Annotated in this window: 18 protein-coding genes; 12 read left to right on the top strand and 6 right to left on the bottom strand. The window is 35.0% G+C overall.

The annotated features are described in order from the left end of the window. The 3 genes from CGC48_RS09025 to CGC48_RS09035 are packed head-to-tail and all read right to left on the bottom strand — an operon-like array spanning nucleotide 1 to nucleotide 1286. Nucleotides 1-558, bottom strand: coding sequence for a GNAT family N-acetyltransferase (locus CGC48_RS09025; RefSeq protein ID WP_098029310.1), 558 nt, complete (start codon nucleotides 556-558; stop codon nucleotides 1-3). Nucleotides 559-577: 19 nt separating this feature from the next. Continuing rightward, the gene (locus CGC48_RS09030; RefSeq protein WP_041991131.1) at nucleotides 578-868 is read right to left on the bottom strand and encodes a DUF721 domain-containing protein; all 291 of its coding nucleotides are present in this window, start codon (nucleotides 866-868) and stop codon (nucleotides 578-580) included. A 13-nt stretch (nucleotides 869-881) separates the two neighbouring features. Further along, nucleotides 882-1286: a hypothetical protein gene (locus CGC48_RS09035; RefSeq protein ID WP_098029311.1), complete on the bottom strand. Its 405-nt coding sequence runs from the start codon at nucleotides 1284-1286 to the stop codon at nucleotides 882-884. Between the two features lie 105 nt (nucleotides 1287-1391). On the opposite strand from CGC48_RS09035, the gene CGC48_RS09040 reads away from it, so the two are divergent. The 3 genes from CGC48_RS09040 (at nucleotide 1392) to creD (ending at nucleotide 3870) form a co-directional block, all read left to right on the top strand. Beyond that, the gene (locus tag CGC48_RS09040; protein ID WP_098029312.1) at nucleotides 1392-2015 is read left to right on the top strand and encodes a hypothetical protein; all 624 of its coding nucleotides are present in this window, start codon (nucleotides 1392-1394) and stop codon (nucleotides 2013-2015) included. 94 nt (nucleotides 2016-2109) lie between these two features. Beyond that, a complete protein-coding gene (locus CGC48_RS09045) occupies nucleotides 2110-2418 on the top strand; it encodes a winged helix-turn-helix domain-containing protein (protein WP_098029313.1) in 309 nt (102 codons plus the stop codon). A gap of 81 nt (nucleotides 2419-2499) precedes the next feature. Next, nucleotides 2500-3870 (top strand): cell envelope integrity protein CreD, encoded by a 1371-nt coding sequence (creD, locus tag CGC48_RS09050; protein WP_098029314.1) that lies wholly within the window; start codon nucleotides 2500-2502, stop codon nucleotides 3868-3870. Between the two features lie 44 nt (nucleotides 3871-3914). Here creD and CGC48_RS09055 read toward each other — a convergent pair whose 3' ends face one another. The 3 genes from CGC48_RS09055 to CGC48_RS09065 form a co-directional block, all read right to left on the bottom strand. Next, nucleotides 3915-4880: a hypothetical protein gene (locus CGC48_RS09055; protein ID WP_098029315.1), complete on the bottom strand. Its 966-nt coding sequence runs from the start codon at nucleotides 4878-4880 to the stop codon at nucleotides 3915-3917. Between the two features lie 87 nt (nucleotides 4881-4967). Continuing rightward, complete coding sequence (ribH, locus tag CGC48_RS09060; protein ID WP_098029316.1) at nucleotides 4968-5444, bottom strand: 6,7-dimethyl-8-ribityllumazine synthase; 477 nt, start codon at nucleotides 5442-5444, stop codon at nucleotides 4968-4970. A 91-nt stretch (nucleotides 5445-5535) separates the two neighbouring features. Beyond that, nucleotides 5536-6324: a tetratricopeptide repeat protein gene (locus CGC48_RS09065; RefSeq protein WP_041991143.1), complete on the bottom strand. Its 789-nt coding sequence runs from the start codon at nucleotides 6322-6324 to the stop codon at nucleotides 5536-5538. Between the two features lie 288 nt (nucleotides 6325-6612). Here CGC48_RS09065 and CGC48_RS09070 point away from each other — a divergent pair, with 288 nt between their 5' ends. From CGC48_RS09070 to CGC48_RS09110, 9 genes are all read left to right on the top strand, one after another. Next, nucleotides 6613-7131, top strand: a complete 519-nt coding sequence (locus CGC48_RS09070; RefSeq protein WP_098029317.1) for an inorganic diphosphatase — start codon at nucleotides 6613-6615, stop codon at nucleotides 7129-7131. A 78-nt stretch (nucleotides 7132-7209) separates the two neighbouring features. Further along, a complete protein-coding gene (gcvT, locus tag CGC48_RS09075; RefSeq protein ID WP_098029318.1) occupies nucleotides 7210-8292 on the top strand; it encodes a glycine cleavage system aminomethyltransferase GcvT in 1083 nt (360 codons plus the stop codon). Nucleotides 8293-8684: 392 nt separating this feature from the next. Beyond that, nucleotides 8685-8876: a cbb3-type cytochrome oxidase assembly protein CcoS gene (gene ccoS, locus CGC48_RS09080; RefSeq protein WP_098029319.1), complete on the top strand. Its 192-nt coding sequence runs from the start codon at nucleotides 8685-8687 to the stop codon at nucleotides 8874-8876. Nucleotides 8877-8892: 16 nt separating this feature from the next. Beyond that, complete coding sequence (gene ccoN / locus CGC48_RS09085) at nucleotides 8893-11079, top strand: cytochrome-c oxidase, cbb3-type subunit I (RefSeq protein ID WP_098029320.1); 2187 nt, start codon at nucleotides 8893-8895, stop codon at nucleotides 11077-11079. A 5-nt stretch (nucleotides 11080-11084) separates the two neighbouring features. Further along, nucleotides 11085-11282 (top strand): CcoQ/FixQ family Cbb3-type cytochrome c oxidase assembly chaperone, encoded by a 198-nt coding sequence (locus CGC48_RS09090; RefSeq protein ID WP_098029321.1) that lies wholly within the window; start codon nucleotides 11085-11087, stop codon nucleotides 11280-11282. Further along, nucleotides 11279-12130 carry a cbb3-type cytochrome c oxidase N-terminal domain-containing protein gene (locus CGC48_RS09095; protein ID WP_098029322.1) on the top strand — a complete coding sequence of 284 codons (852 nt, stop codon included), beginning with the start codon at nucleotides 11279-11281 and terminating at the stop codon, nucleotides 12128-12130. Before CGC48_RS09090 ends, CGC48_RS09095 begins: the two co-directional genes overlap by 4 nt. 112 nt (nucleotides 12131-12242) lie before the next feature. Beyond that, nucleotides 12243-13667 carry a cytochrome c oxidase accessory protein CcoG gene (gene ccoG / locus CGC48_RS09100; protein ID WP_098029323.1) on the top strand — a complete coding sequence of 475 codons (1425 nt, stop codon included), beginning with the start codon at nucleotides 12243-12245 and terminating at the stop codon, nucleotides 13665-13667. A 250-nt stretch (nucleotides 13668-13917) separates the two neighbouring features. Continuing rightward, nucleotides 13918-22188, top strand: coding sequence for a T9SS type B sorting domain-containing protein (locus tag CGC48_RS09105; protein ID WP_098029324.1), 8271 nt, complete (start codon nucleotides 13918-13920; stop codon nucleotides 22186-22188). 104 nt (nucleotides 22189-22292) lie between these two features. Beyond that, complete coding sequence (locus CGC48_RS09110) at nucleotides 22293-23216, top strand: PorP/SprF family type IX secretion system membrane protein (protein ID WP_098029325.1); 924 nt, start codon at nucleotides 22293-22295, stop codon at nucleotides 23214-23216. Nucleotides 23217-23237 lie beyond the last annotated feature (21 nt).

The raw sequence follows: 23237 nt of genomic DNA on the forward strand, positions 1-23237 counted from the left end.
TCATAGTACATCAAAAACCAAATGTTTATAACTTCCACCTGCTAGTGATTGTTTATTCACGTATTCAAATCCTAAGCGAGTATAGAGCTTTTCGGCTTGTGGATTTTTTTCATCAACAAGTAGCCCTATTTTTCCAAGTTTGTTTTTAGAAACATACTCTTGCAGAAAAGTAATTAATTGTGAACCAATGCCTTTTCCTTGTCCCTGAGGGCTTACGCTCACTGTGTCGATATAAATTTCCCCCTCGGAAGTTTCGTCTTCAACAATGATTTTTCTTCCAGAAATTTGCTCAGCCAATGTTAGAACAGGCTTTCTAAGTTCGTGCAAATCGGCACCATCATAAAAAACTAAAGAGCCAATAGCTTGGCTATTTTCTTCAAAAACAATTGTATTTGTATAGGAATATTGATTTCTTTCCTCCAAAAAAAGCATTTTTAAGAAAGAAATTGCTTGAGTTTTATCTTCTTTTCCAATGAGTTTGAAAACAATTTCTTCCATTGCCTGAAACATCAGTGGAGCTACAAAATCAGCATCGTTTTTTATTGCAAATCGAATCATTTTTATTGTTTCTTAAGTTTTAACTCGTTAGATGTAATTTTTTTACCACTTCTTCTCCTAACTCTTCATTGATGAGAGCTATAATTTTTTCTTTCCCGTACCCTAATTCCTGACAAAGAGCAGGAGATGATAATTGAATGTAAAGCACATCTCCCTTGAGTTCGACTGATGTGGTGTATTTTATGATGGCGTTGCCCATCAATCGCTCCCAAATTTCTTGTACTTCCACTTTGTGGAGACCATATTCTAAGCGATTTTGCTTAATAAGTTGTTTAATAACGGAAGATAATAATTGAGTGTTTCCTTCCATAAGACTTTAATAATTAATTTTTTACTTTCTTGTAATGATAAGTAATATTGGCTTCATTTTTAACTACGAAAGAAGTTTCATTCACCAATTCCAAAATTTCTGTCCATTGATTTTCGCCATTTTTATAATTCATTTTGAAAACGTTATCTTCCTTAGTAATTTTGAAAATTTCACTATCATCGCTAGTTTGAAAATTACCCGTTATTTGTGGATACACTTTTTTGCGAAAGCCTTCAGAATTTTTAATTTCAATATAATCGTACGTAGTGTTTACCTTGTATTCTTTTGTAGTTTTATCTGGCATAACCACTTTTTCAATTTCCCAATATCCGTTGAGATGTTGCAAATCAGATTCCTTAATTTGTTGATTACAAGAAACTAAGATAATGAAGATTAATGATACAAGTAACTTTTTCATATTAATGGAAGTTTAAAAACGATTCCAAAGATATGAAAAAAATATCTGAAAATTTTGTAGTATGAAAAATAATGACTTACTTTGCAATTCAAAGCACTTTTAAAGATGGAAAATAAAAAATATCTTCAAGATTTACAAGATATTAAGCAAATAATGCAGAAATCTACTCAATTTCTGTCACTTAGTGGACTTTCAGGGGTTTTAGCTGGGGCGTATGCTCTTGTTGGGGCTTATGTTGTACATTTGCTTCTGAAAAATCATTATCTTTATAATCAATATGTTATATTGGAAAGTCGTACGTTTAAAGCCATTTTAGGGGTAGCTTTTGTAGTTTTATTATTGTCTGTTACAACGGCTTACATTTTATCAAGTAGAAAAGCAAAGAAAAAGGGAGAAACACTCATTAATGCTACATCAAAACGAGCTTTTTTAAATTTTGCTATTCCAATGCTAACAGGAGGAGTGTTAATTTTGTTACTTTTAAGAAATCAATATTACGGATTATTAGCTCCTATGACGCTCATTTTCTATGGCTTATCTTGTGTGAATGTTAGTAAATACACTTTCCGTGATGTGCGTTATCTGGGAATTACTGAAATCATTTTAGGGCTTTTAGCAGTTGAATTTTCAGGTTATGGATTGGAGTTTTGGACGATAGGTTTCGGAATATGCCATTTGCTTTATGGTTCGATAATGTATTTTAAATATGAAGTAAAAGCTTCAAAATGAAATATAATAAATTCAATTCTACAGAAATCATTATGATTCTTTGAAAAAACATTTGCTTGATAAGCGTATAGATAAATTTTTAGTAGTCGAAATAGTGAAAAATATTCTTCAGCATATTAACAAAGCTTTTGATAATCGAGTGAGACTCGGTATAATGTCCGTTTTGGTTGTTAATGAAAGTGCTGATTTTAATACACTTAAGGAACTTCTTGATATTACAGACGGAAATCTTGCAAGTCATACGAAAGCTCTTGAGAATGAAGAATATATAATTGTAGAAAAAAAGTTTATCGGACGTAAAACCAACACGAGTTATAAAGTAACTGAAAAAGGAAGAAAGGCTTTTCAAGAACATTTGAATGCTTTAGAAAAGATTATAAATCAGGAAAATATGAAAGATTGATTTTAATCTATCTTTTTTTATAATTTAACTTTGAATTTCAAAGTGCTTTTAATAGATAAAATAACTAAATAAATTAATTTTATGGAAACAAATCAAAAATCGTTTTTGGCAAATGTATTACACTCGAACACAACACGTTTGATAATGATTGGAGCATTAACATTGTTCTTGCTCATTCCTCTATTTTTAGTAAAAGGACTAATTAATGAACGAGCCGTAAGGCAATCAGAAGTGATTAGGGAAATTAACTCAAAATGGGGTAATGAGGTCTTCTTTTATGGACCTATTCTGAAAATTCCCTATCTAACATACACACAAAGCGAGGTTTATGATAATAAAACGAAAACAACCATTATTGAAAAAACATCTGAAGAGCATTATGCGTACTTTTTTCCTGAAGAACTCAAAAATGTTTCACAGGTACAAACCGAAATCAAAAAGCGAAATAATTATGAATCTGTGGTTTTTACCACTCAAATGGATTTTTCAGGAAAATACATAAAACCTGATTTTTCTTCAAAAAACGTCTCTGATTCCGATATTTTGTGGGATAAAGCCACGATTCTTATCCGAACTACGAACCTTTCAAGTATCAAAAACAGTGTTAAAATGCTTTTTTCGGGCAAAGAATACGTTTTTGAGCCAATTTATGAGGCACAAACTAATGAAGATTATAGTTATTATAGCGAAAATAATGGTTACAGAGCAGTTTCATCGCTTGAAACACCGTTTTTTAATGCAAAAGACCATTTCGAAAACGGAAATTTTAGTTTTTCAATAACCTATGATGGAAGTTCTAAAATCGGAATTGTTCCTATCGGAAAAGTTACTGAAAGTACTATCAAATCCGATTGGAAAGACCCGAGTTTCAGCGGAAATTTTCTTCCATTTCAGAAAGAAATTACAAATAACGGATTTTCAGCTAATTGGAAAATTTTACACATTAACCGACCTTTTTCACAACAAACTTTTGGTTCTTTGCCCGATATTGGAAAGTATGCTTTTGAAGTGGATTTTGTGATTCCGGTTGATGAATATCAGCAGAATGAGAGGGCAGCCAAATATGGATTTTTAGTTATAGGACTTACGTTTTTGATTTTCTTTTTGATACAGACAATCAGCAAGATAAAAATTCATATTTTTCAATATACAATGATAGGTTTGGCATTAACGATGTTCTATACATTACTAATTTCTATTACTGAACATAGCAGTTTTTCAAAGGCTTACTTAATTGCTTCGGTGATGGTGGTTTTGCTTATTGGTTTGTATTCGATTTCAATTTTGAAAAACAGAAAATTTCCGATGTTTATAGTAGCTTCTTTATCAGCTCTCTATGGCTTTATTTATGTTATCATTCAGTTGGAGAATTACGCTTTATTGGTAGGAAGTATTGGTTTGTTCCTCATTTTAGCCTTGGTGATGTACGTTTCCAGAAAAATAGAATGGTAGTAAAAAAGGCTGTTAGTTGAGATTTTCGACTAACAGCCTTTTCATTATTTTTTAGGAAGAATTGGTTTTCCTTTCATATCTAACACAAAATGTTTTTTGCCTTTTAAAGCAAGAAAATAAATTTTTGCTTTATCTCTATTTTTGAAATCTTTTTCATCAATTTTTTCTGTAGTAGAGATTATCATTCGATATATTTTATATTTCTTTTGCGTTTTGATAATCCAAGTTTGTGTAGTAAGGTCTAAAACACCTGATAGTGTGATGTCACTAACATATGTATCTTGATTGTTTTGCACTGAAAATCCTAAAACATCATAAAAAGAAAAAGGGTAACTTATTAATTCTCCGTAGAGAATTTTTCTACCTGAAAGTGTGATAAAACCTTTTTGATTTTGAAAATCTTCTACATAAAGCACCTCTTCTCCATTGTTTTTATAAGGAGTAGAAATTAATTTTTTAAAACGAAAACCTTCTTGTTCCAAGCCCTCTTGATTAATAAGAACATCTTCTTCTTTTTTGTGAAGTATGGCATAGTAGGAATTATTATGTTTTATGGGGCTAGATATGTTTTGATTATCCCAATCACCTCTTTTATAGGATTTGGAATAAGCAGTCATTTTACCTTTTATATTTACATCAAATCCCAAATTTTCTTTTGTTGCCTTGCTTTTTGGGGGGGTATCTTCATCAGCTTCCATTTGAAAAATTTGTATCTTTTCAGACTTAAAAGAATAATCAGACTTGATATTCACCTCACAGTCTTTTAAATATGTTCTAAAATGTGGATTAAACATTTCGGCATAATCTAACACAAAATCAGTTACTTGTTTTTTTGTCTTAGCATCTACAAATGCCCACTTTTCTCCGTCTTTAGAATAAGGAACAAGGTCTGTGGGGTCGTAATTTTTAATTTTGTTGATAATCTGGATTTGAGCTTCTTTCTCACAGTCTTGTGCTGTGGTTTTATATCCAATTAGTGATAAAGAAACCAGTAGAATTATTTTTTTCATTGTATGTTTTTTTTATTGTTTAGTATTAGACTATTTCTTATAACTTTTTGTCAAAACAGAAAATAAAATTGTGTCAAGGTTCTTGACCTATAAAACTACCATTTTAATGGCAGCGATGGCGGCTTCAACACCTTTATTTCCGTGTTTTCCTCCACTTCTGTCCAAAGATTGTTGTAAATTATTGTCCGTCAGAACACAAAAAATAACAGGAGTATCTTTCGTTGCATTTAAGTGAGCAATTCCTTGTGTAACGCCTTGACATACAAAATCAAAGTGACGTGTTTCGCCTTGAATAACACATCCAATAGCGATTACAGCATCAACATTTTGAGTATCAATCATTTTTTTGCTTCCATAGATAAGCTCAAAACTCCCAGGAACTTCCCAACAGATGATGTTTTTTTCTTCAGCTCCACAATCTTTTAAGGTGTCAATAGCTCCTTTTTTTAGTCCGAATGTGACTTGCTCATTCCATTCAGAAGTGACGATGCCAAAACGAAAAGGCTTTGCACTGGGAATTGTATTTTTGTCGTATTGCGATAGATTTTTATTTTCAGTTGCCATATCTGTTTTATTTTTAAATATTTACACCTGCCATTTTGGAGTTAATCCAAAAGATGACAGGTGTGTAATTGTTTGTTATGAAAAATGTATTCTAGCTATTTATTTTCCCAAGAAGAATGTCAATAGTTCTTGCTTCTTCCGAATTAGGGAATTCATCTTTAATTCGTTCAAAATATTTGTTTGCCTCCTGATTATTGTTCTGTAACATAGCTGTAATTCCTGCCTTTTTCAAATAAATAGGCGTGGTGAACTCATTTTTGCTATGTTCAAAAGCTTTCTTGTAGAAATTTAATGCCTCAGCGTTATTTTTTTGTTGAGAATAAGCATCACCGATATTTCCTAAAGCCAAAGCTCCGAGAATTTCATCGGGAGAATTAAATTTTTTCAAATGCTCAATAGCTTTTTCATAATTTCCTTGATTCATATATGCCATTCCAGCTGAATAGTTTGCCAGATTTGCAGCTTTTGTTCCGCTGTAGTTTTCAATGATTTCCAAAAAGCCATATTTTCCATTTCCCCCTTTTAGTGAAACAGTAAATAAAGAGTCCTTAACTTTGTCATCTGTAGCGTTTAAAGCTTGGTCAAAAAATTCTTGAGCGAAGAATAGTTCATTGGCACCTTCGTTTTCTTTAGGTATTGATACGAACCTTTGATAAAGTAAGTACCCCAACCCAACTACCGCTACAGCAACTAATGTACCGATGATTGTTTTTTGATTTTTCTGAACCCAAGCCTCTGCTATTGAGGTGTTTTCTTCAATGGTGTCGAATACCTTTGCAGTAGTACTTTCCTCGTGAAGTAATTCTTCTTGGAATTCATCTAAATCTTCTGTCTTCTTTTTTCTATTAGGTCTGTCGTTTCTCTTTTTGTAAACTGCCATATCTCTTTCTTTAAAAGTTCGGCAAAAATAAAACTTTTATTTTTATTTGAAAGAAGTTTTTGAAAATTTTTTGGTTATTTACGAAGAAGTTTTTGTCTTTATAAAGTTCGTGGTTTGCTATGTACAATAGATTTATGGTTGGGAAAAGGAAATTCATTTTGGTTATTCTGTAATAAATTAGTTTTGAATGAGTGTTTTTATTCAGAAAGTTTTAATTTTAAATTGTTTTTATTGGTCTTTTCCGAATTATTTGTCTATTTTTGCAACTGTTAAAAATATTAAAAGAATATGTCTAAAAAAGAACAATTATCTTTCGATGTGTTAATCGAAATTCCGAAGGGAAGCCGAAATAAATATGAATACGATTTTGAATTGAAAAAAATTAGATATGACCGAATGATTTTTTCTTCGATGATGTATCCTGCTGATTATGGTTTTGTTCCCGAAACGTTGGCGTTGGATTCTGACCCATTGGACGTATTAGTTTTGGTTTCTGAGCCAACCTTTCCTGGTTGTGTGATGGAAGTAAAACCACTTGGAGTTTTCCATATGGCAGATGAAAAAGGTCCTGATGAGAAAATGATTTGCGTTCCAGTTTCTGACCCAGTTTGGAGTAAACTTAACACGTTAGACGACGTGAATCCGCATTTGATTATGGAAATTGAACATTTTTTTCAAGTATACAAAGATTTGGAAAAGAAAAAGGTAGCTGTAAATGGTTGGGGAAATCTGGAGGAAGCTGTGGAAATCTACCACGAATGCCGAGAGCGTTACGCTACAGGGGATAAGAAATTTTCGATAAGGTAATATAAAGATTTCAATAATATCAGGTTGATTTCTGATAAAAATAACTAACCACTGAAATTTAAAAAATAATAGAATAATATGAAAAACACAGCTTTAACCGATGTTCATATTGCGTTAGGAGCAAAAATGGTTCCTTTTGCTGGTTACAATATGCCTGTTCAGTATGAGGGGGTTAATGTAGAACACGAAACAGTAAGAAATGGAGTTGGGGTGTTTGATGTAAGCCATATGGGAGAATTCATTCTCAAAGGAAAACACGCCTTAGATTTGATTCAAAAAGTAACCTCTAACGATGCGACAACATTGTATGATGGAAGGGCACAATACAGCTATTTGCCAAATGACAAAGGAGGAATTGTTGATGACCTTATCGTATATAAAATTGCAGATGAACATTATCTGTTGGTTGTCAATGCTTCTAATATCGAAAAAGATTGGGACTGGATTAGCAAACATAATACTTGGGGAGTGGAAATGGAAAATGCCTCTGACCAATATTCATTGTTGGCTATTCAAGGACCTAAGGCTTTGGAGGCAATTCAGCCACTTACATCTGTAAATTTATCAGAAATAAAAAACTATCACTTTGTAATTGGTGATTTTGCAGGTGTGAAAGATGTAATAATCTCTGCAACAGGCTATACAGGTAGCGGAGGAGTTGAAATATATGTTAAGAATGAACATATAAAACACGTTTGGGACGAAATTTTCAAAGTGGGAGAACCTTTTGGAATAAAACCTATCGGTTTGGCTGCCCGTGACACGCTTCGTTTGGAGATGGGATTCTGTTTGTACGGAAACGATATTGATGATACAACTTCCCCAATATCAGCGGGATTGGGCTGGATTACTAAGTTTACGAAAGATTTTATAAGCTCCGATATAATCAAGTCAGATAAAGAGAACGGAGTTGATAAAAAGTTAGTAGGTTTTGAAATGCAGGAGAAAGCAATTCCACGTCACGGATACGAAATTGTTGATGCACAAGGAAATGTAATTGGAAATGTTACCAGTGGAACTATGTCGCCTTCGCTTGGTAAAGGAATTGGCTTGGGGTATGTTCCTACTGGACTTTCTAAATTAGGAAGTGAAATTTTTGTCCAAATTCGTAAAAATAAAGTTCCTGCAACGGTGGTAAAGCTGCCTTTTTATAAAGGATAATTTTTGCAGATATCTGAAAATTAGCAAAATAATTTTTTAATTAAGCTCGAAAATCGGAACCACAGATTCTGATTTTTGAGCTTTTTGTTTTGTTTTAATGGAGAAAATGGCTTCAATCAAATTCAATTTTGCATTTCCAGAAGTTATTTATTGTGAGGCAATACTTGTTTAAATTGAAGAAGGTTTTGATTGTTTTAAAAGTTATGCTAAAAAAGAAAGAAAATTTTTACTTTTTTTAACTTTATAACTGATTTGTTTTCAGTGGTTTGTGTTATTTTTGTCTGAAAATAAAACTTTAGATTTATTAAAAATAAAAAAAAAAGATATTTGTCACTTTTTTAACTGATTAAGATTATGTACTTTTGCCACATCTATACAATAACTGTTTTCAGATGAGTGTGATATATATGTTGATTAGCATAAGTATTGTGGTAGCATTGCTGTTTTTTTTTCTGTTCATAATGGCAGTGCGGAAAGGACAATATGATGATAGTCACACACCCGCGGTACGAATGCTTTTTGAAGATGAGCTCGTTGATAAAAAAACAGAAAATATAACTGAAGAAGAAAAACTAACTGAATAATTAATTAAAATAAATAATGGAGAAGCAACAATTTTACTATGACAACAAAATTGTACGGAAATTCCTTTTTGCAACGCTCTTTTGGGGAGTTATAGGAATGGTAGTGGGGCTATGGTTGGCCTATTTGTTTTTATTTCCGACAATGTCTAACGAAATTCCTTGGTTGAGTTTCGGACGCCTTCGTCCTTTGCACACAAATGCTGTTATTTTCGCTTTTGTGGGTAATGCTATTTTTGCGGGGGTTTACTATTCGCTACAACGACTTTTGAAAGCTCGTATGTTTAGTGACTTCCTTAGTAACTTCAACTTTTGGGGGTGGCAGCTAATAATTCTTGCGGCCGCGATAACTCTTCCGCTGGGTTACACTACTTCCAAAGAATATGCCGAATTGGAGTGGCCAATCGATATAATGATTGCTTTGGTGTGGGTAGCTTTTGGGGTGAATATGATTGGTACGCTTTTAAGGAGAAGACAACGTCATATTTATGTGGCTATTTGGTTCTATTTAGCGACATTCGTTACGGTAGCTGTACTCCATATTTTCAACAACTTGGAGCTTCCTGTAACAAAGCTTAAGTCTTATTCTGTTTATGCAGGGGTTCAAGATGCATTAGTTCAGTGGTGGTATGGTCATAATGCGGTTGCTTTCTTCTTGACGACACCATTTTTAGGTTTGATGTATTATTTTGTTCCAAAGGCTGCAAATCGTCCAGTATATTCTTACCGATTGTCAATTATCCACTTCTGGAGTTTGATTTTTATCTACATTTGGGCAGGTCCGCACCATTTGCTATATACGGCTTTGCCTGAATGGGCACAAAACTTAGGTGTTGTGTTCTCAGTAATGTTGGTGGCTCCTTCTTGGGGAGGTATGATTAATGGTTTATTAACACTTCGTGGTGCTTGGGATACAGTTCGTGAGAGTCCTACATTGAAATTTATGGTGGTAGCTATCACAGGTTATGGTATGGCTACTTTTGAAGGACCAATGCTTTCGCTTAAAAATGTAAATGCGATTGCTCACTTTACAGACTGGATTATTGCTCACGTTCACGTTGGGGCATTGGCTTGGAATGGATTTCTTGCTTTCGGTATGATTTATTATATTGTACCTAAAATGTGGAAGACAAATCTTTATTCTATGAAGTTGGCGAATTTCCATTTCTGGATAGGTACTTTGGGTATTGTATTTTATGCTTTACCGCTTTACGTTGCAGGATTTACTCAAGCGTCGTTATGGAAACAATTTAATCCAGATGGAACTTTAACATATGGAAACTTCTTGGAGACAGTAACTCAAATTATGCCGATGTATGCCCTACGTGCTGTTGGGGGTACTCTATACCTAATCGGTGTTCTTGCTGGAGTTTATAATATTATAAAAACGTTGCAAACAGCTCCTAAGCTGGAAGATGAACTGGCTCAAGCTCCTGCTTTATCAACAATTAGTGGCGGAAGATTACAAGGAGAAACTTTACATACTTGGTTGGAAAGAAAGCCTATTCAAATGACAATTTGGGCAACAGTTGCTATCTTAATTGGAGGTATTGTGCAAATTGTACCAACTATCTTTGTAAAATCGAACATACCTACAATTTCAAGTGTGAAACCATATACACCTCTTGAATTGGAAGGACGTGATTTGTACATTCGTGAGGGATGTGTGTCTTGTCACAGCCAAATGGTTCGTCCGTTCCGTAGTGAGGTAGAGCGTTATGGAGAATTTGCAAAAGCAGGTGAATTTATTTACGATCGTCCTTTCTTGTGGGGAAGTAAACGTACAGGTCCTGATTTGCTTCGTTTAGGAGGAAAATATTCTGATAACTGGCATTTCAACCATATGTACGACCCAACGAGTACTTCACCAGGAAGTATAATGCCCGCATATCCTTGGCTTACAAGAGATAAACACGATAGAGGTAATATTGAGGCTAAAATGCGTGGATTGGTTAAACTGGGTGTTCCTTATACAGAAGAAGATATAGCTAACGCTCATAAATCAATGGACGAACAGGCTGCAAGTATTGAAAAGAATTTGTACAACGATCCTGATTTTGTTAAGCAATATGAGGCTTCTAAAGCAAAAGCTGAGAAAGCAGGTGAAGAATTCATTCCGATGAAAGATCGTGAAATTGTTGCACTTATTGCTTATTTGCAACGATTAGGGACAGATATTAAAATTAAAACTGCAAACGCTGAATAACAACAATGATTAAGTCTATTAAGGAAATAATGGCATCGGCAGAGGGATACGAATTTTTTCCCATAGTGTCACTTTTGATATTCTTTATCTTTTTCTTAGCACTATTTTGGTGGGTTTTTGGCTACAAGAAAGAATCCATTGACCAGATGAATAACATTCCTTTCGATAATGACGAAGAAAATAACAACAGTACTTTATCATGAAAAGAAATTTAATACCATTTTTACGAGTAATAACCATTGTTGGTGTTGTAGCTCTTGTTTTGGAACTTTTATACGGAAGCAAAGGGGAATGTGCAATTGCTAAGTATTCTCAAATTCAGATGCTTCTGGTTTTTCTACTTTTCGTCTTGATTTTTACAGAGGTCGTTTTGCGAGGAGTTAATAATTTAACTTATGGCATTAAACCTAAGTCAGGATTTGCAGCAGAAGAGGGTTCTTTATGGAAGCGTTTTTATGCAAGTATGGTTAATCAAGTTCCGATTGAACGTGAAAGTGAAATTATATTAGAACACGAACACGACGGGATTAAAGAGCTCGATAATACATTGCCTACTTGGTGGGTGTATTTATTCTATGCTACAATAGTTTTTATGGTTGTATATCTTATTCGATTTGAAGTTATTAAAGACTATAATCAAGTAGAAGAGTACGACAGAGATGTAGTTCAAGCTAAAATAGAAATTGCAGAGTACAGAAAGAATAATCCAAATTTGTTAAACGCTGATAATGTCAAGCTTCTTACTGATGCCTCTGATATTGAGGCGGGTAAAAAAATCTTCCAGATGAATTGTGTTGCCTGTCACGCTATGGATGGTGGGGGAGGTATTGGTCCTAACTTAACTGATGATTATTGGATTTTAGGAGGAAGTATCAATAAGATTTTTAATACCATTTCAGAAGGAGGTAGAGATGGAAAAGGTATGGTGGCTTGGAAAGCTTTATTGAAACCAGAAGAAATAGCTCAGGTAGCAAGTTACATCAAAACCTTAAAAGGAACTACTCCAGCAAACCCTAAAGCTGCTGAAGGAGATTTGTATACAGAAGAATAACAGAGAGTTAGATTTTTAAATATTAATGGTAAAGGTTAGAGAATTTGATGTTGAGTGGTTTGCTATTCACTCATATTCTCTAACTTTTTTGTTGTTTTTATAATAAAACGTTATGGCACAGCAAGGTAAAGATGTATTTCGTGATTCTATCGGAACTATTGATGAAGAAGGGAAAAGAGCTTGGGTATATCCGAAGAAACCCTCAGGAAGATATTATCGTTATAGAAAGTATGTGAGTTATGTTCTTTTATTAATACTTTTTGCGAGTCCTTTCATAAAAATTAATGGTAATCAGTTTTTACTATTTAATGTACTTGATCGTAAATTTAATATTTTCGGACTCCCTTTTTGGCCACAAGATTTTTATCTGTTTGTAATTTCTATGATTATAGGAATTGTTTTTCTTTCTTTGTTTACAGTAGTTTTTGGAAGAATTTTTTGCGGTTGGATTTGTCCTCAAACCATATTTATGGAAATGGTTTTTCGCAGAATTGAATACTGGATAGATGGAGATAGAGGAGCACAAATGCGATTGAATAAACAACCTTGGAATGCTGAGAAAATTCGCAAACGTGTTCTCAAATGGACAATTTTTTTCTTAATTTCATTTTTAGTCGCAAATGTATTTTTGGCATATTTAATAGGCTCTGATATTCTTCTTACATATATTATTGAAGGTCCTATAAATCACTTGAGTACGTTTGTAGCATTATTTATTTTTACTTGCGTTTTCTATTTCATATTTGCTTGGTTTAGAGAGCAGGTTTGTATCATAGCTTGTCCATACGGGCGATTGCAAGGAGTCCTTCTGGATAATCGTTCAATCATTGTTGCGTACGATTATGTTCGTGGTGAAGGAGAAAAGGGACGTAAAAAATTCCGTAAAAATGAAAATCGTCAGGAGCTTGGTCACGGCGATTGCATTGATTGTTCGCAATGTGTACACATTTGTCCTACAGGAATCGATATTCGTAACGGAGCTCAACTGGAATGTGTGAATTGTACAGCCTGTATTGATGCTTGTGATGATGTAATGGATAAAACAGGCTTTGAACGTGGTTTGATACGTTTTGCAAGTGAGGAAAATATCGCTAAGAAAGCTCCTTTCAAGTTTGATTTAAGAATGAAAGGTTACACCGCTGTGCTTACAATTCTTGTCGGAATATTGATAGGAATGCTATTTGTACGTACTGACGTTCAGGCAAATGTATTGCGTGTGCCAGGTCAGTTGTACAATCACGAAGAAGGAGGAATAATCAGTAATATATACACATACAAAATAATTAATAAAACTACACGTGATTTTGATAATGTTACTATAAAAGTAGCTGGAAAGTCAAATGCAGAAGTAGTATTAGTAGGGAAGACGTCAATTTTTGTTCCAAAACAAGGAATGGCAGAAGGGACTTTATTTATAAAAATTGAAGAATCTTCTTTGGAAGAAGAAAAAACAAAATTGATTTTAGATGTTTATAGCGAAGGAAATAAAATAGAGACAGAAAAAACTATATTTCTAGGGCCTCGTATATTTAAATGATTTTGTTATTGTATTGATTGTTAATGTTATATCTCGGGTTATACAATCAAATTGTATTTTTGACTTCGTTTTATAAAAATTATTATTTAGTTTATTTTCAATTTTACTATTCTTAAATTAGCTGGGAGTTGATTTTAAATTAAGTACAATGATTATTGTTAATTTAATCATAAATTGCTATGTTGTAATTTATTTTGATTAATTAATTGATATATTTGCCTTTGAATGCACTTAAATAAAAAAACTCACTATGAGAAAAATTGTTAAATATTTGTATATGAGATGCTTGTATTTTGTTTTTGGTCTCGTTTTCTTTTTGGGAATGAACTTAATAACTGCGCAGGTTACATTTCCACCTAATGGGGTTACTGTTACAGTAGGAGATAACTATAGTTTGGTAGAAAATAATTATGAGCTAGGAAAGTTAAATGTTCAGGTCCAGTTTAGCACGACTGCAGATGCCGATGTTACAGTAACTTTTCCTGAAGGGGTTACGATGAAAACTACTTCATTAACAAAAAGTTCAGGTACAGGAACTATTGAAAATATTTCTGAGAGTGGCTCAACATTGACTTTCACTATAAAAGGTGCTTCGGGTACAGTCAATTTTTCATTGGATAAACTAATTTCTCCTCAAGCACATCAAAGGCACAGGAGTGGAGATACTTCATATGTGTTGCAAGATAAGATTCAAATAACTCAGAAAGGGGATACTAAGGAAGAAAAATCCAAGGCGTATAACTACGCTTATCCTATATTAGGCTTGTCTAATGTGGCAGCAAACAATACTGCTGTTATGGGGGTGAATACCAGTGAATTTTCTATAGTTAATACTGGAAATGGTAAAGCTACAGATATTTACTTGGTACTGGAGTATCCAGCAAATATTACTCATAATGAAGTCTCTATGGGTGGAATATCACTTAGACAAATTTCAAATACTGGTAATAAGTATATTTTTAAAATAAGTAAGGATAGTTATAACAATGGTAACGGCTTGTCCAACGGACAACCTGCACTTAATTTTATTCATAAGTACAATGTAACTTCACGTTGTATTAGTGGTGCAGAAATCAAATATGTAGTAAACTGGGGGGAAGGTGATGCTGAAAGTACTTGGTATCAAAATTCAGGTAACGAGGCTTCACGAACTATTAGTTCGGAATCAGGTGCACCGAATATTGAAGTCACAAGAAGAGATGCAAACAAATCTAATGCTAAATTTGATAACACAGATTATACGAAAACGTACTTCACGATTAAGGGAGGGCATTGTGTTGCAGAAGGAAATGTTGTTGGAACCTTGCGAGTTTCCTATACAAACTATGGATCAAATACTTCGTTGAGTTCAGCTATATATGATTTAGGTTTGTATTTGAGAGAAAACAGACACGACGGAGCAAAGGCGTTTCACAGACCAAATAATGCTCGTGTTGGTAACGCCAATTTAACATTAACACCAACACCAGTGCCTAGTGCTCCAGGTCAAAATAAACTTTATAAGGCAGATTTCAGTAAGATTAACTCTGATCCTGATGGTCCCAATCAAGGTTTGGCAGATTTGGATAATGATGGCATTTTTGACGATTTACCTTCTGGAGCTACTTTCATACTTGAGTATGACTTGGTTAAAAATAGATCTGCAGCCGAGTTTGAGTCAAATTGCGTTACCTCAAATATTCCAGGAGGGACTAATTTTTCAGATTATTTACTTTATGAATATAGTAATTATGCTACTTACCAAACCCGTTGTGGTGAACAGATTGGTGGGGTGGGGGTAAATCCGTTAGACAAAGCAGTTTATTTAGAAAATCGTTCTTTTAGAAGGCAGTTCCACGTAACTGATGGTTCGTTCACTCCAAGTACGTTATACAGAGGGGCGTCTCCTCTTGAGGGGCGTTTTGTATTTGGGTCGTCAAATTTTGTTGCCACAGATATGGGGAATAAAAGTAGTACAGGTATGAATGATGTTAAGTGGCGTGTTCAGTATAAAATCACTTTACCAGCTGGGGTAAAGGCTACCAATATAAAATGGTATAATGCCGATGGATATCCAGCTACAGAGTCTTCCAAACCATACGATGATTCCTCGGTTGTTACAGGTACAGAATTGATGATATTGGCTCCTGAAAATAATAGACGAGGATATGTTACAATGGATTTTGAGGCTAATTGTGGTAGTAACATTACAGATGCAATAAACTACGAAATAAACTTGTTGGAAGATTATGGTACACCAATACAGTGTGCAGTGAAGTTGGTATGTGGTAGAAAACCTATTCAAGTGATTTGCGAAGCTAATTGTGCAAATGATGGTCCCATAATGATTGAAACTTCGGGTGAACGAGCTGAAAATTCATTAGGTTGGACTGACCACACAATGCAAACTCGCCATACAAAAGCTTCGCTTAAGGCAGCTAATTCTTTGATGTTAAAACGTTCGTTGCATCACGATGATATTGAAATTACAGCACGAGGACGGCAAGAACGTGGCACAGCTAATAATTTATACTATTCTTTTACTACAAATGAAGGGGTTTCATTAAATCCTAAAAGTATTGTAGTTAAGTTTGTTTCGGGAAGTCTTGTGGGAACTACTCGGACTCTAACTGCTACAGAGGCACGTGTTGTTACTAGTGAAGTGGGCAAGGGAACACAGCTAAAACGTCAAACAAAAATTGTTTGGAATTTGACTCCTGCTTTGGGGGGAAATACGTTGCAGCCTCAGGATGTATTTGAGGTAGTGGCAACCTATCAAGTGGGAAAATATAGTGATATTGATGAAGTGTATTTAACCAGTTCGGTAGAGCGTTTGGTAGGGCAATCATCATATTTTTATATGCTTGATAATGCAGGGAAAGAACAATATTGTGGAGCTTCGTTAACTCCAGAGATGTATACTTCACTTACCACAACTTTTGATGGTAGTAATGGACCTAAACAAACATTTTCGGGTTGTACCAAAACTAATATAGGAGGTGGTTATGTTGCCTTTATGGCACGTAGAACACCTTCATCAAATACAAAACTTATTGGAGAATTCCGTCCAGATCGTTTGTTAAAACAAATTTCAGTTACGTTGCCCAAAACTCTTGTGGTATCAAATCCAATGACGTACTATGAATATGCTACAAATTATGATAAAAGAGGAATAGCAGTACGTAATACGGTTAATGTTCCTTTATCAGATTATGAAAAAACAGAATCGGGAGGTTTTGTGACTTACACTCTTAAAAATGAATATTATCCAGCTACAAAAACCTATAAATTACCTCCAGGATTATTGGTAAATCATAATGCGTATTCTGCTGTGTTGAGAATAGAAACAGTGGGTTCATGTGATTCACCTGAATCTTTTGTGGAACAAGGACGTGTTTCTAATCACCCAGAATATTATGATTATTTCTATCATTATGGAGCAATCCAGCCAGATGGAAGTAATGCACCAATACATAGAGATTCGAAAACTTTCCAAGCTGCTATGGAAAATAAACCAGAAGTTGGGTTAGCTGTGATAGGAAATACTACGTTGAAGGTTACGAACCTTGAACAAGAGGTCAAAGTAAAATTAACTAATAAGAATGCTTTATCAGCAGCACCATACACTTGGTTGTCTATCCCTGATGTACAAGGAGTGGAAGTGGTTGGCTTGGAAGAACTTACAGGTACTACCCGAAGAGCAATTTCTAAAGAGATGTCTATTACTGGTGAATCAATGTTCTACTTGGGCGAAGCAGTATTACCAGCAACTGGTAAAGAATATATCATAAAGGTACGTTTGACCAATTGTACACAAGCCACGTTAAAGGTATTTTCAGGGTGGAATTGTAGTAAGTATCCTGCCTCTTATAACCAAACGTGTAGTAGTGCTACAGATTCAAAATTAGTTGATTCTGAAAAATCTATAACTTTGGTACATTCAGGTAGTGAGATTCAGCTTAAAAGAACAACTACGCCCAATCCAGATCCGCAGGACCAAACACGTGCAAGATTACATATGTGTGCTGACAATTGGTACGAGTATGAGATTAATAGTGGTGGAGATGGAGATGTTGTTGAGCCTAGAATATCAATTGCTAAAGAGGTAGGTGTTACTATTGCCGGTGTTGAAATTTATTATCCGTTTAATGCTATATCGCCGAGTACTTTAACTTCACGTGACGAAGGTGGATCAGTGGTGTATGATTTATTACCAACTGGTCAAGTTCTTTTGGGAAGAGAATCCACAAGTGATGAAAACAGACGTAAAGTGCGTGTACGTGTGAACGTGAAACCTGATTGTGATTTTCGTGGAGGTTCTACCTTCGGTATGGAGGTGTTAGGAAAAAACACTTGTGGGGGAGCACTTGAGGGAACTCGTGATAACGCCATTACTGCAGCAATTGATGGAGTTGCAGAAGCTAATTACAAAGTAGTTAATACGCTTACGTATAGTAGTGGTGATGCTAATAATTGTGCTTCTGGTGCTGTTTATGAGGGTAGACATAGTATTTCTGCTACTTCAGGAGTAACTACCGGAGAAGGTGGTAGAGTTGTGATACGCGTTCCTAAAGGATTTAAAATGGTTGCAAATTCATTTAGTACAAAAGCACAATCAGGAACCTTCAGTTTGACAGATGTGGTACTTGAAGATGTTAACGGAACAGTGTTACCTTCTGGTGGTATTGAATATCGAATCAGAGTACCTAAAGATATGGCTAATGACAATTGGTTTACTTATCAATTTACTTTGAAACAGCCTGATGGAGAGAAAGCAACCAATTGTGGAACAGAAGCAAAGATTGAATACTATACCGTAGATACAGTTGGTTCAGTACCTTGTCCTGGCGGTAATGCTTGTACCAACATAACAACAGCAACTTCTGAGGTAAAAAGTCTAGCAATAAAAGCTGATCGAGCTTCGTTGTTAATTAAAAATATAACAACAAATTCACAAGTAAAAAATAACAAAGAGGAACTTACAATACAATTTGACTTAGAAAATATTTCAAACATTGCTTATTCAGGAAGCTTAAAAGTATCACTATTTGATGATACTAATAATAATGGCAAAGTGGATGAAAATGAAAACACTTTGGGAAACATTATTCTAGCAAACCAAACTTTTACGGGGAATACCACAATAACTGGCCTACAAGGAGTGATTGAGTTATCACAAGAGCAAATATGTCGTTTGAGAGCTAAAATTTTGTCAACAGAAAATCATTGTTTATGTGATATGTCCGATGTAAAAGTTCCTTCGCCAACGGCAATTTCTGGATTAGTTGAAAAAATCATAGTTTGTGAATTGGAAACAAAGCAATTTGAGTATAACCCAGACGCTCCACAGAATTACGTTTCATATAATTGGACATCTTCTGATTCTGATGCTATGAACTATTTATCGGGAGTTACCACCAAAAATCCAACATTTACCTATACTGGAACGAAAATAACAGTAGCAAGGACATATAGTTATACGTTGACCATAAGGAGAGCCAATGGTTGTGAAGCATCACAAGAGGTGACGGTAACAGTTAATCCTGCTCCCTCGGCACCAGCAGTGCTAGCACAAACTTTTTGTAGTAATACTTTACCAACTATATCTAATTTGGAACCTAAGGGATCAAATTACAGGTGGTATGATGTACCCACAGGAGGAACACCTCTTTCAGGTACTCAGGCTTTGAATACGGGAACATATTATGTTGCTGATGTTGTGGGAGGATGTGAAGGAATTCGTGCAGAGGTTACTGTGACACTAATTACTTGTAACGTTATAGATGCTGTAGATGACGATTTTGGAACGATTCCGGTGGGAAGCACTACTACACAAACAGTGATCAATAATGATACCTTGAACGGGAATCCTGTTGTTATTGGTACGAATGTGGGAGAGGTAACTCTCTCATCAGGTACTATGCCAATAGGAATTACATTGGACCCTACTAATGGTCGTGTTAGTATTGGTAATAATGTTCCTATTGGTATATATACATTCACTTATGAAATTTGCGAGAATGGGGTTACTACTGCAAATTGTGATACGGCTACAGTTACAGTTGTCGTTAGTACAATTGAAGCAAATGATGATGATATGAGTAGTTCTCCAGTTGATGGAGCAACAGGAAATTCTAACCTTGTAAATGTGCTTACAAATGATACTCTTAATGGTATCCCAAACATCCCAATCTCAGACGTTACTATTACTGTAACTACTCAAGCAACACCAATAGGAGGAAGCTCAAATGTTCCAGTTCTTGATCCTGCAACTGGGAATGTAAGTGTCCCAGCGGGTACTCCGGCGGGAGCATATACAATCACTTATCAGATTTGTACAAAATCTACTATTTGCGATACAGCAAATGTAGTGGTTGTAGTTACAGCTCAGACAATAAATGCACAAGATGATACTTTTGCTCCTGTTGTTGGAGTTACAGGAGGAACAGCAGGTAGTGTACTTTCTGATAATGGAAGTGGTACAGACACTTTAGGTAGTGTTGCAGCAACAACTGCAAATGTTGATATTTCTGTGGTCACATCCGCCTCACAAATTAATGGTAATCCAAATGTACCTACTTTGGACACGAATACAGGTGAAGTTAACATATCAGCAAATACACCAGCAGGAACTTATACCATAGTGTATCGTATTTGTGAGAAATTAAATCCAACGAATTGTGATACAGCAACAGCAACAGTTGTGGTAAGTCCAACAGATTTGGAAGCTGTTCCAGATGACTTTAGTGGAACACCAATTCGTGGAACTGATGGAGGAAACACATCAAGTGTTCTAACCAATGACAAATTGAACGGAACTCAATTAAATCCTTCTGATGTTACGCTCACTTGGGGAGCTACTCCTCCGAATGGATTTACACCAAATACAGACGGAACAATTACAATAGTGCCAAATACCCCAGCAGGTACATATACTTTGACCTACACAATTTGCGAGAAATTAAATCCTACAAATTGTGAAACAACCACAGTTACAGTGGTTATAGTTCCAGATGTAATAGATGCTAAAGATGATACTTTCAAACCTATCACAGGAGTTACAGGAGGAACAGCAGGTAACGTGCTTTCTGATAACGGAAATGGTACAGATACTTTAGGTAATGTTTCAGCAACAATCACAAATGTTGATATTTCTGTGGTTACACCTGCCTCACCAATTAATGGCAATCCAAATATTCCTACTTTGAACACAAATACAGGTGATGTTAATGTACCAGCCAATACACCAGCAGGAACTTATACTATTGTGTATCGTATTTGTGAGAAATTAAATCCAACGAATTGTGATACAGCAACAGCAACAGTTGTGGTAAATCCGACAGATTTGGAAGCTGTTCCAGATGACTTTAGTGGAACACCAATCCGTGGAACTGATGGCGGAAATACACCAAGTGTTCTAACCAATGACAAGTTGAACGGAACTCCTTTAAATCCTTCTGATGTTACGCTCACTTGGGGAGCTACTCCTCCGAATGGATTTACACCAAATACAGACGGAACTATCACAATAGCACCAAATACACCAGCAGGAACGTATACCTTGACCTACACAATCTGTGAGGTTTTAAATCCTACAAATTGTGAAACAACCACGGTTACCGTATTAGTAACAGCATCGCCAATTGTGGCAAATGATGATGACTATACAATGTACCCAATATATACAACCATTGGGGGAACCGTAAGTACATCTGTGTTGGTAAATGATACGATTGAAGGAGTGACAGCAACTTTAGGAACAGTTACTATTTCAAATCCTACTACACCAAACACGAATATATACATTGATACCGCTAATGGAATGGTTGTGGTACTACCAAATACGCCAGTAGGTACGTACACATTGACCTACACAATTTGTGAAAAAGCAAATCCTACAAATTGTAGCAATCAAGCGAATGTAACAGTAGTCGTTTTAGATGTTCCGAAGACAAATGATGATTCTGCAACTACAGAAATAAATACTCCTGTAGTGGTAAATATTTTGGAAAACGACCAAAATGTTCCAACAACAGGAAGAGTTTCAGTTGTGAGTGATCCGTCAAGAGGCAGTGTGCAAGTGAACGATGGGGGGACACCAAATGACCCATCTGATGATACAATTACCTATACTCCGAATCCAGGTTTTGTTGGTACAGATACTTTTGTGTATGAACTTTGTGATGCAGCTGGTAATTGTTCGAATGCTACAGTTACAATAGAGGTAGTAGCAGGAGGAGATATAATACCTTATAATGCAATTTCTACCAACGATGATGGTTCAAATGATATATTCTATATTAAGGGTATTGAAGGATATCCGAATAATACCGTAAGAATTTACAATCGTTGGGGTGTTAAGGTGTTTGAAGCTCAGGGATATAACAATACTACAAAAGTCTTCAGAGGATTATCTAACGGACGTGTAACTATAGAGGCTCCTGAGAAATTACCACAAGGAACATATTATTACATAATAGAATATGTAGATAAAAACAATCAGACGAAGAGAAAAGGAAGTTGGTTGTACATTAAAAATTAGATAAATATATCGAAAAGCTCCAGTGTTTTTAAATCACTCGGGTTTTTCGAAAATTATTGAAATAGATGACATATAAGACAATAAACATATAAATATATTATACAATGAGGAAAAGTAATGCTTTTTTAATGTTAATGTTACTACTATGTACAGGTGTTTTTGCTCAGCAAGAATCACAATACACACAGTATATGTACAACACAATGATGTTTAACCCAGGATATGCAGGTTCAAGAGATGTTGGTAGCTTCTTTGGCTTGTATAGAACGCAGTGGGTGGGGCTGGAAGGCGCTCCGAAAACAGCAACATTGAGTTATCACACACCTATTAGAGATAAAAATGTGGGGTTGGGGGTTTCATTATTTCACGAATCAATCGGTCCTCAGCAAGATAATACATTTTTGGTGGATTTTTCATATACGTTGAATTTTGAAAATTCAAAATTAGCTTTTGGTCTGAAAGGTTCTGCTGGATTTTTCCAATTAGATGTTAATAAATTGCATTTATACGATGGTCAAGATTATAGCTTTACTGGCGATAATAGTATTTTCAGACCTAATGTTGGGGCTGGACTTTTCTGGTATTCAGATAAGTATTACTTAGGTTTCTCTGTTCCAAATCTTTTGGAAACGGAAGTTTTCAGAAGAAATGATCAAAATAGAGAAGTATCTGTTTTGAAAAATTCTCAACATTATTACTTGATAGGTGGATATGTGTTCGATTTAACAGAAAATACCAAGTTCAAACCTGCAGTACTTAGTAAAGTTTCCTATGGAGCTCCGTTTCAGTTAGATGTTTCAGCAAACTTTATGTTTAATGAAAAGTTTGTTTTGGGTGCAGCTTGGAGATGGTCAGCGGCAGTGAGTGCGATGGCAGGTTTCCAGATAAATGACCGATGGTTTATTGGTTATGGATATGATTTCGAAACTACAGAATTATCAAGATATAATTCAGGTTCACACGAAATTTTCTTGCGTTACGAACTAGTGAAAGCTCACAAAAAGGTGGTTTCTCCAAGGTTCTTCTAAGAAAATTGTTACATCAATCTT

The organism is Capnocytophaga cynodegmi, assembly GCF_002302475.1.
GTDB classification, from domain to species: Bacteria; Bacteroidota; Bacteroidia; order Flavobacteriales; family Flavobacteriaceae; genus Capnocytophaga; species Capnocytophaga cynodegmi.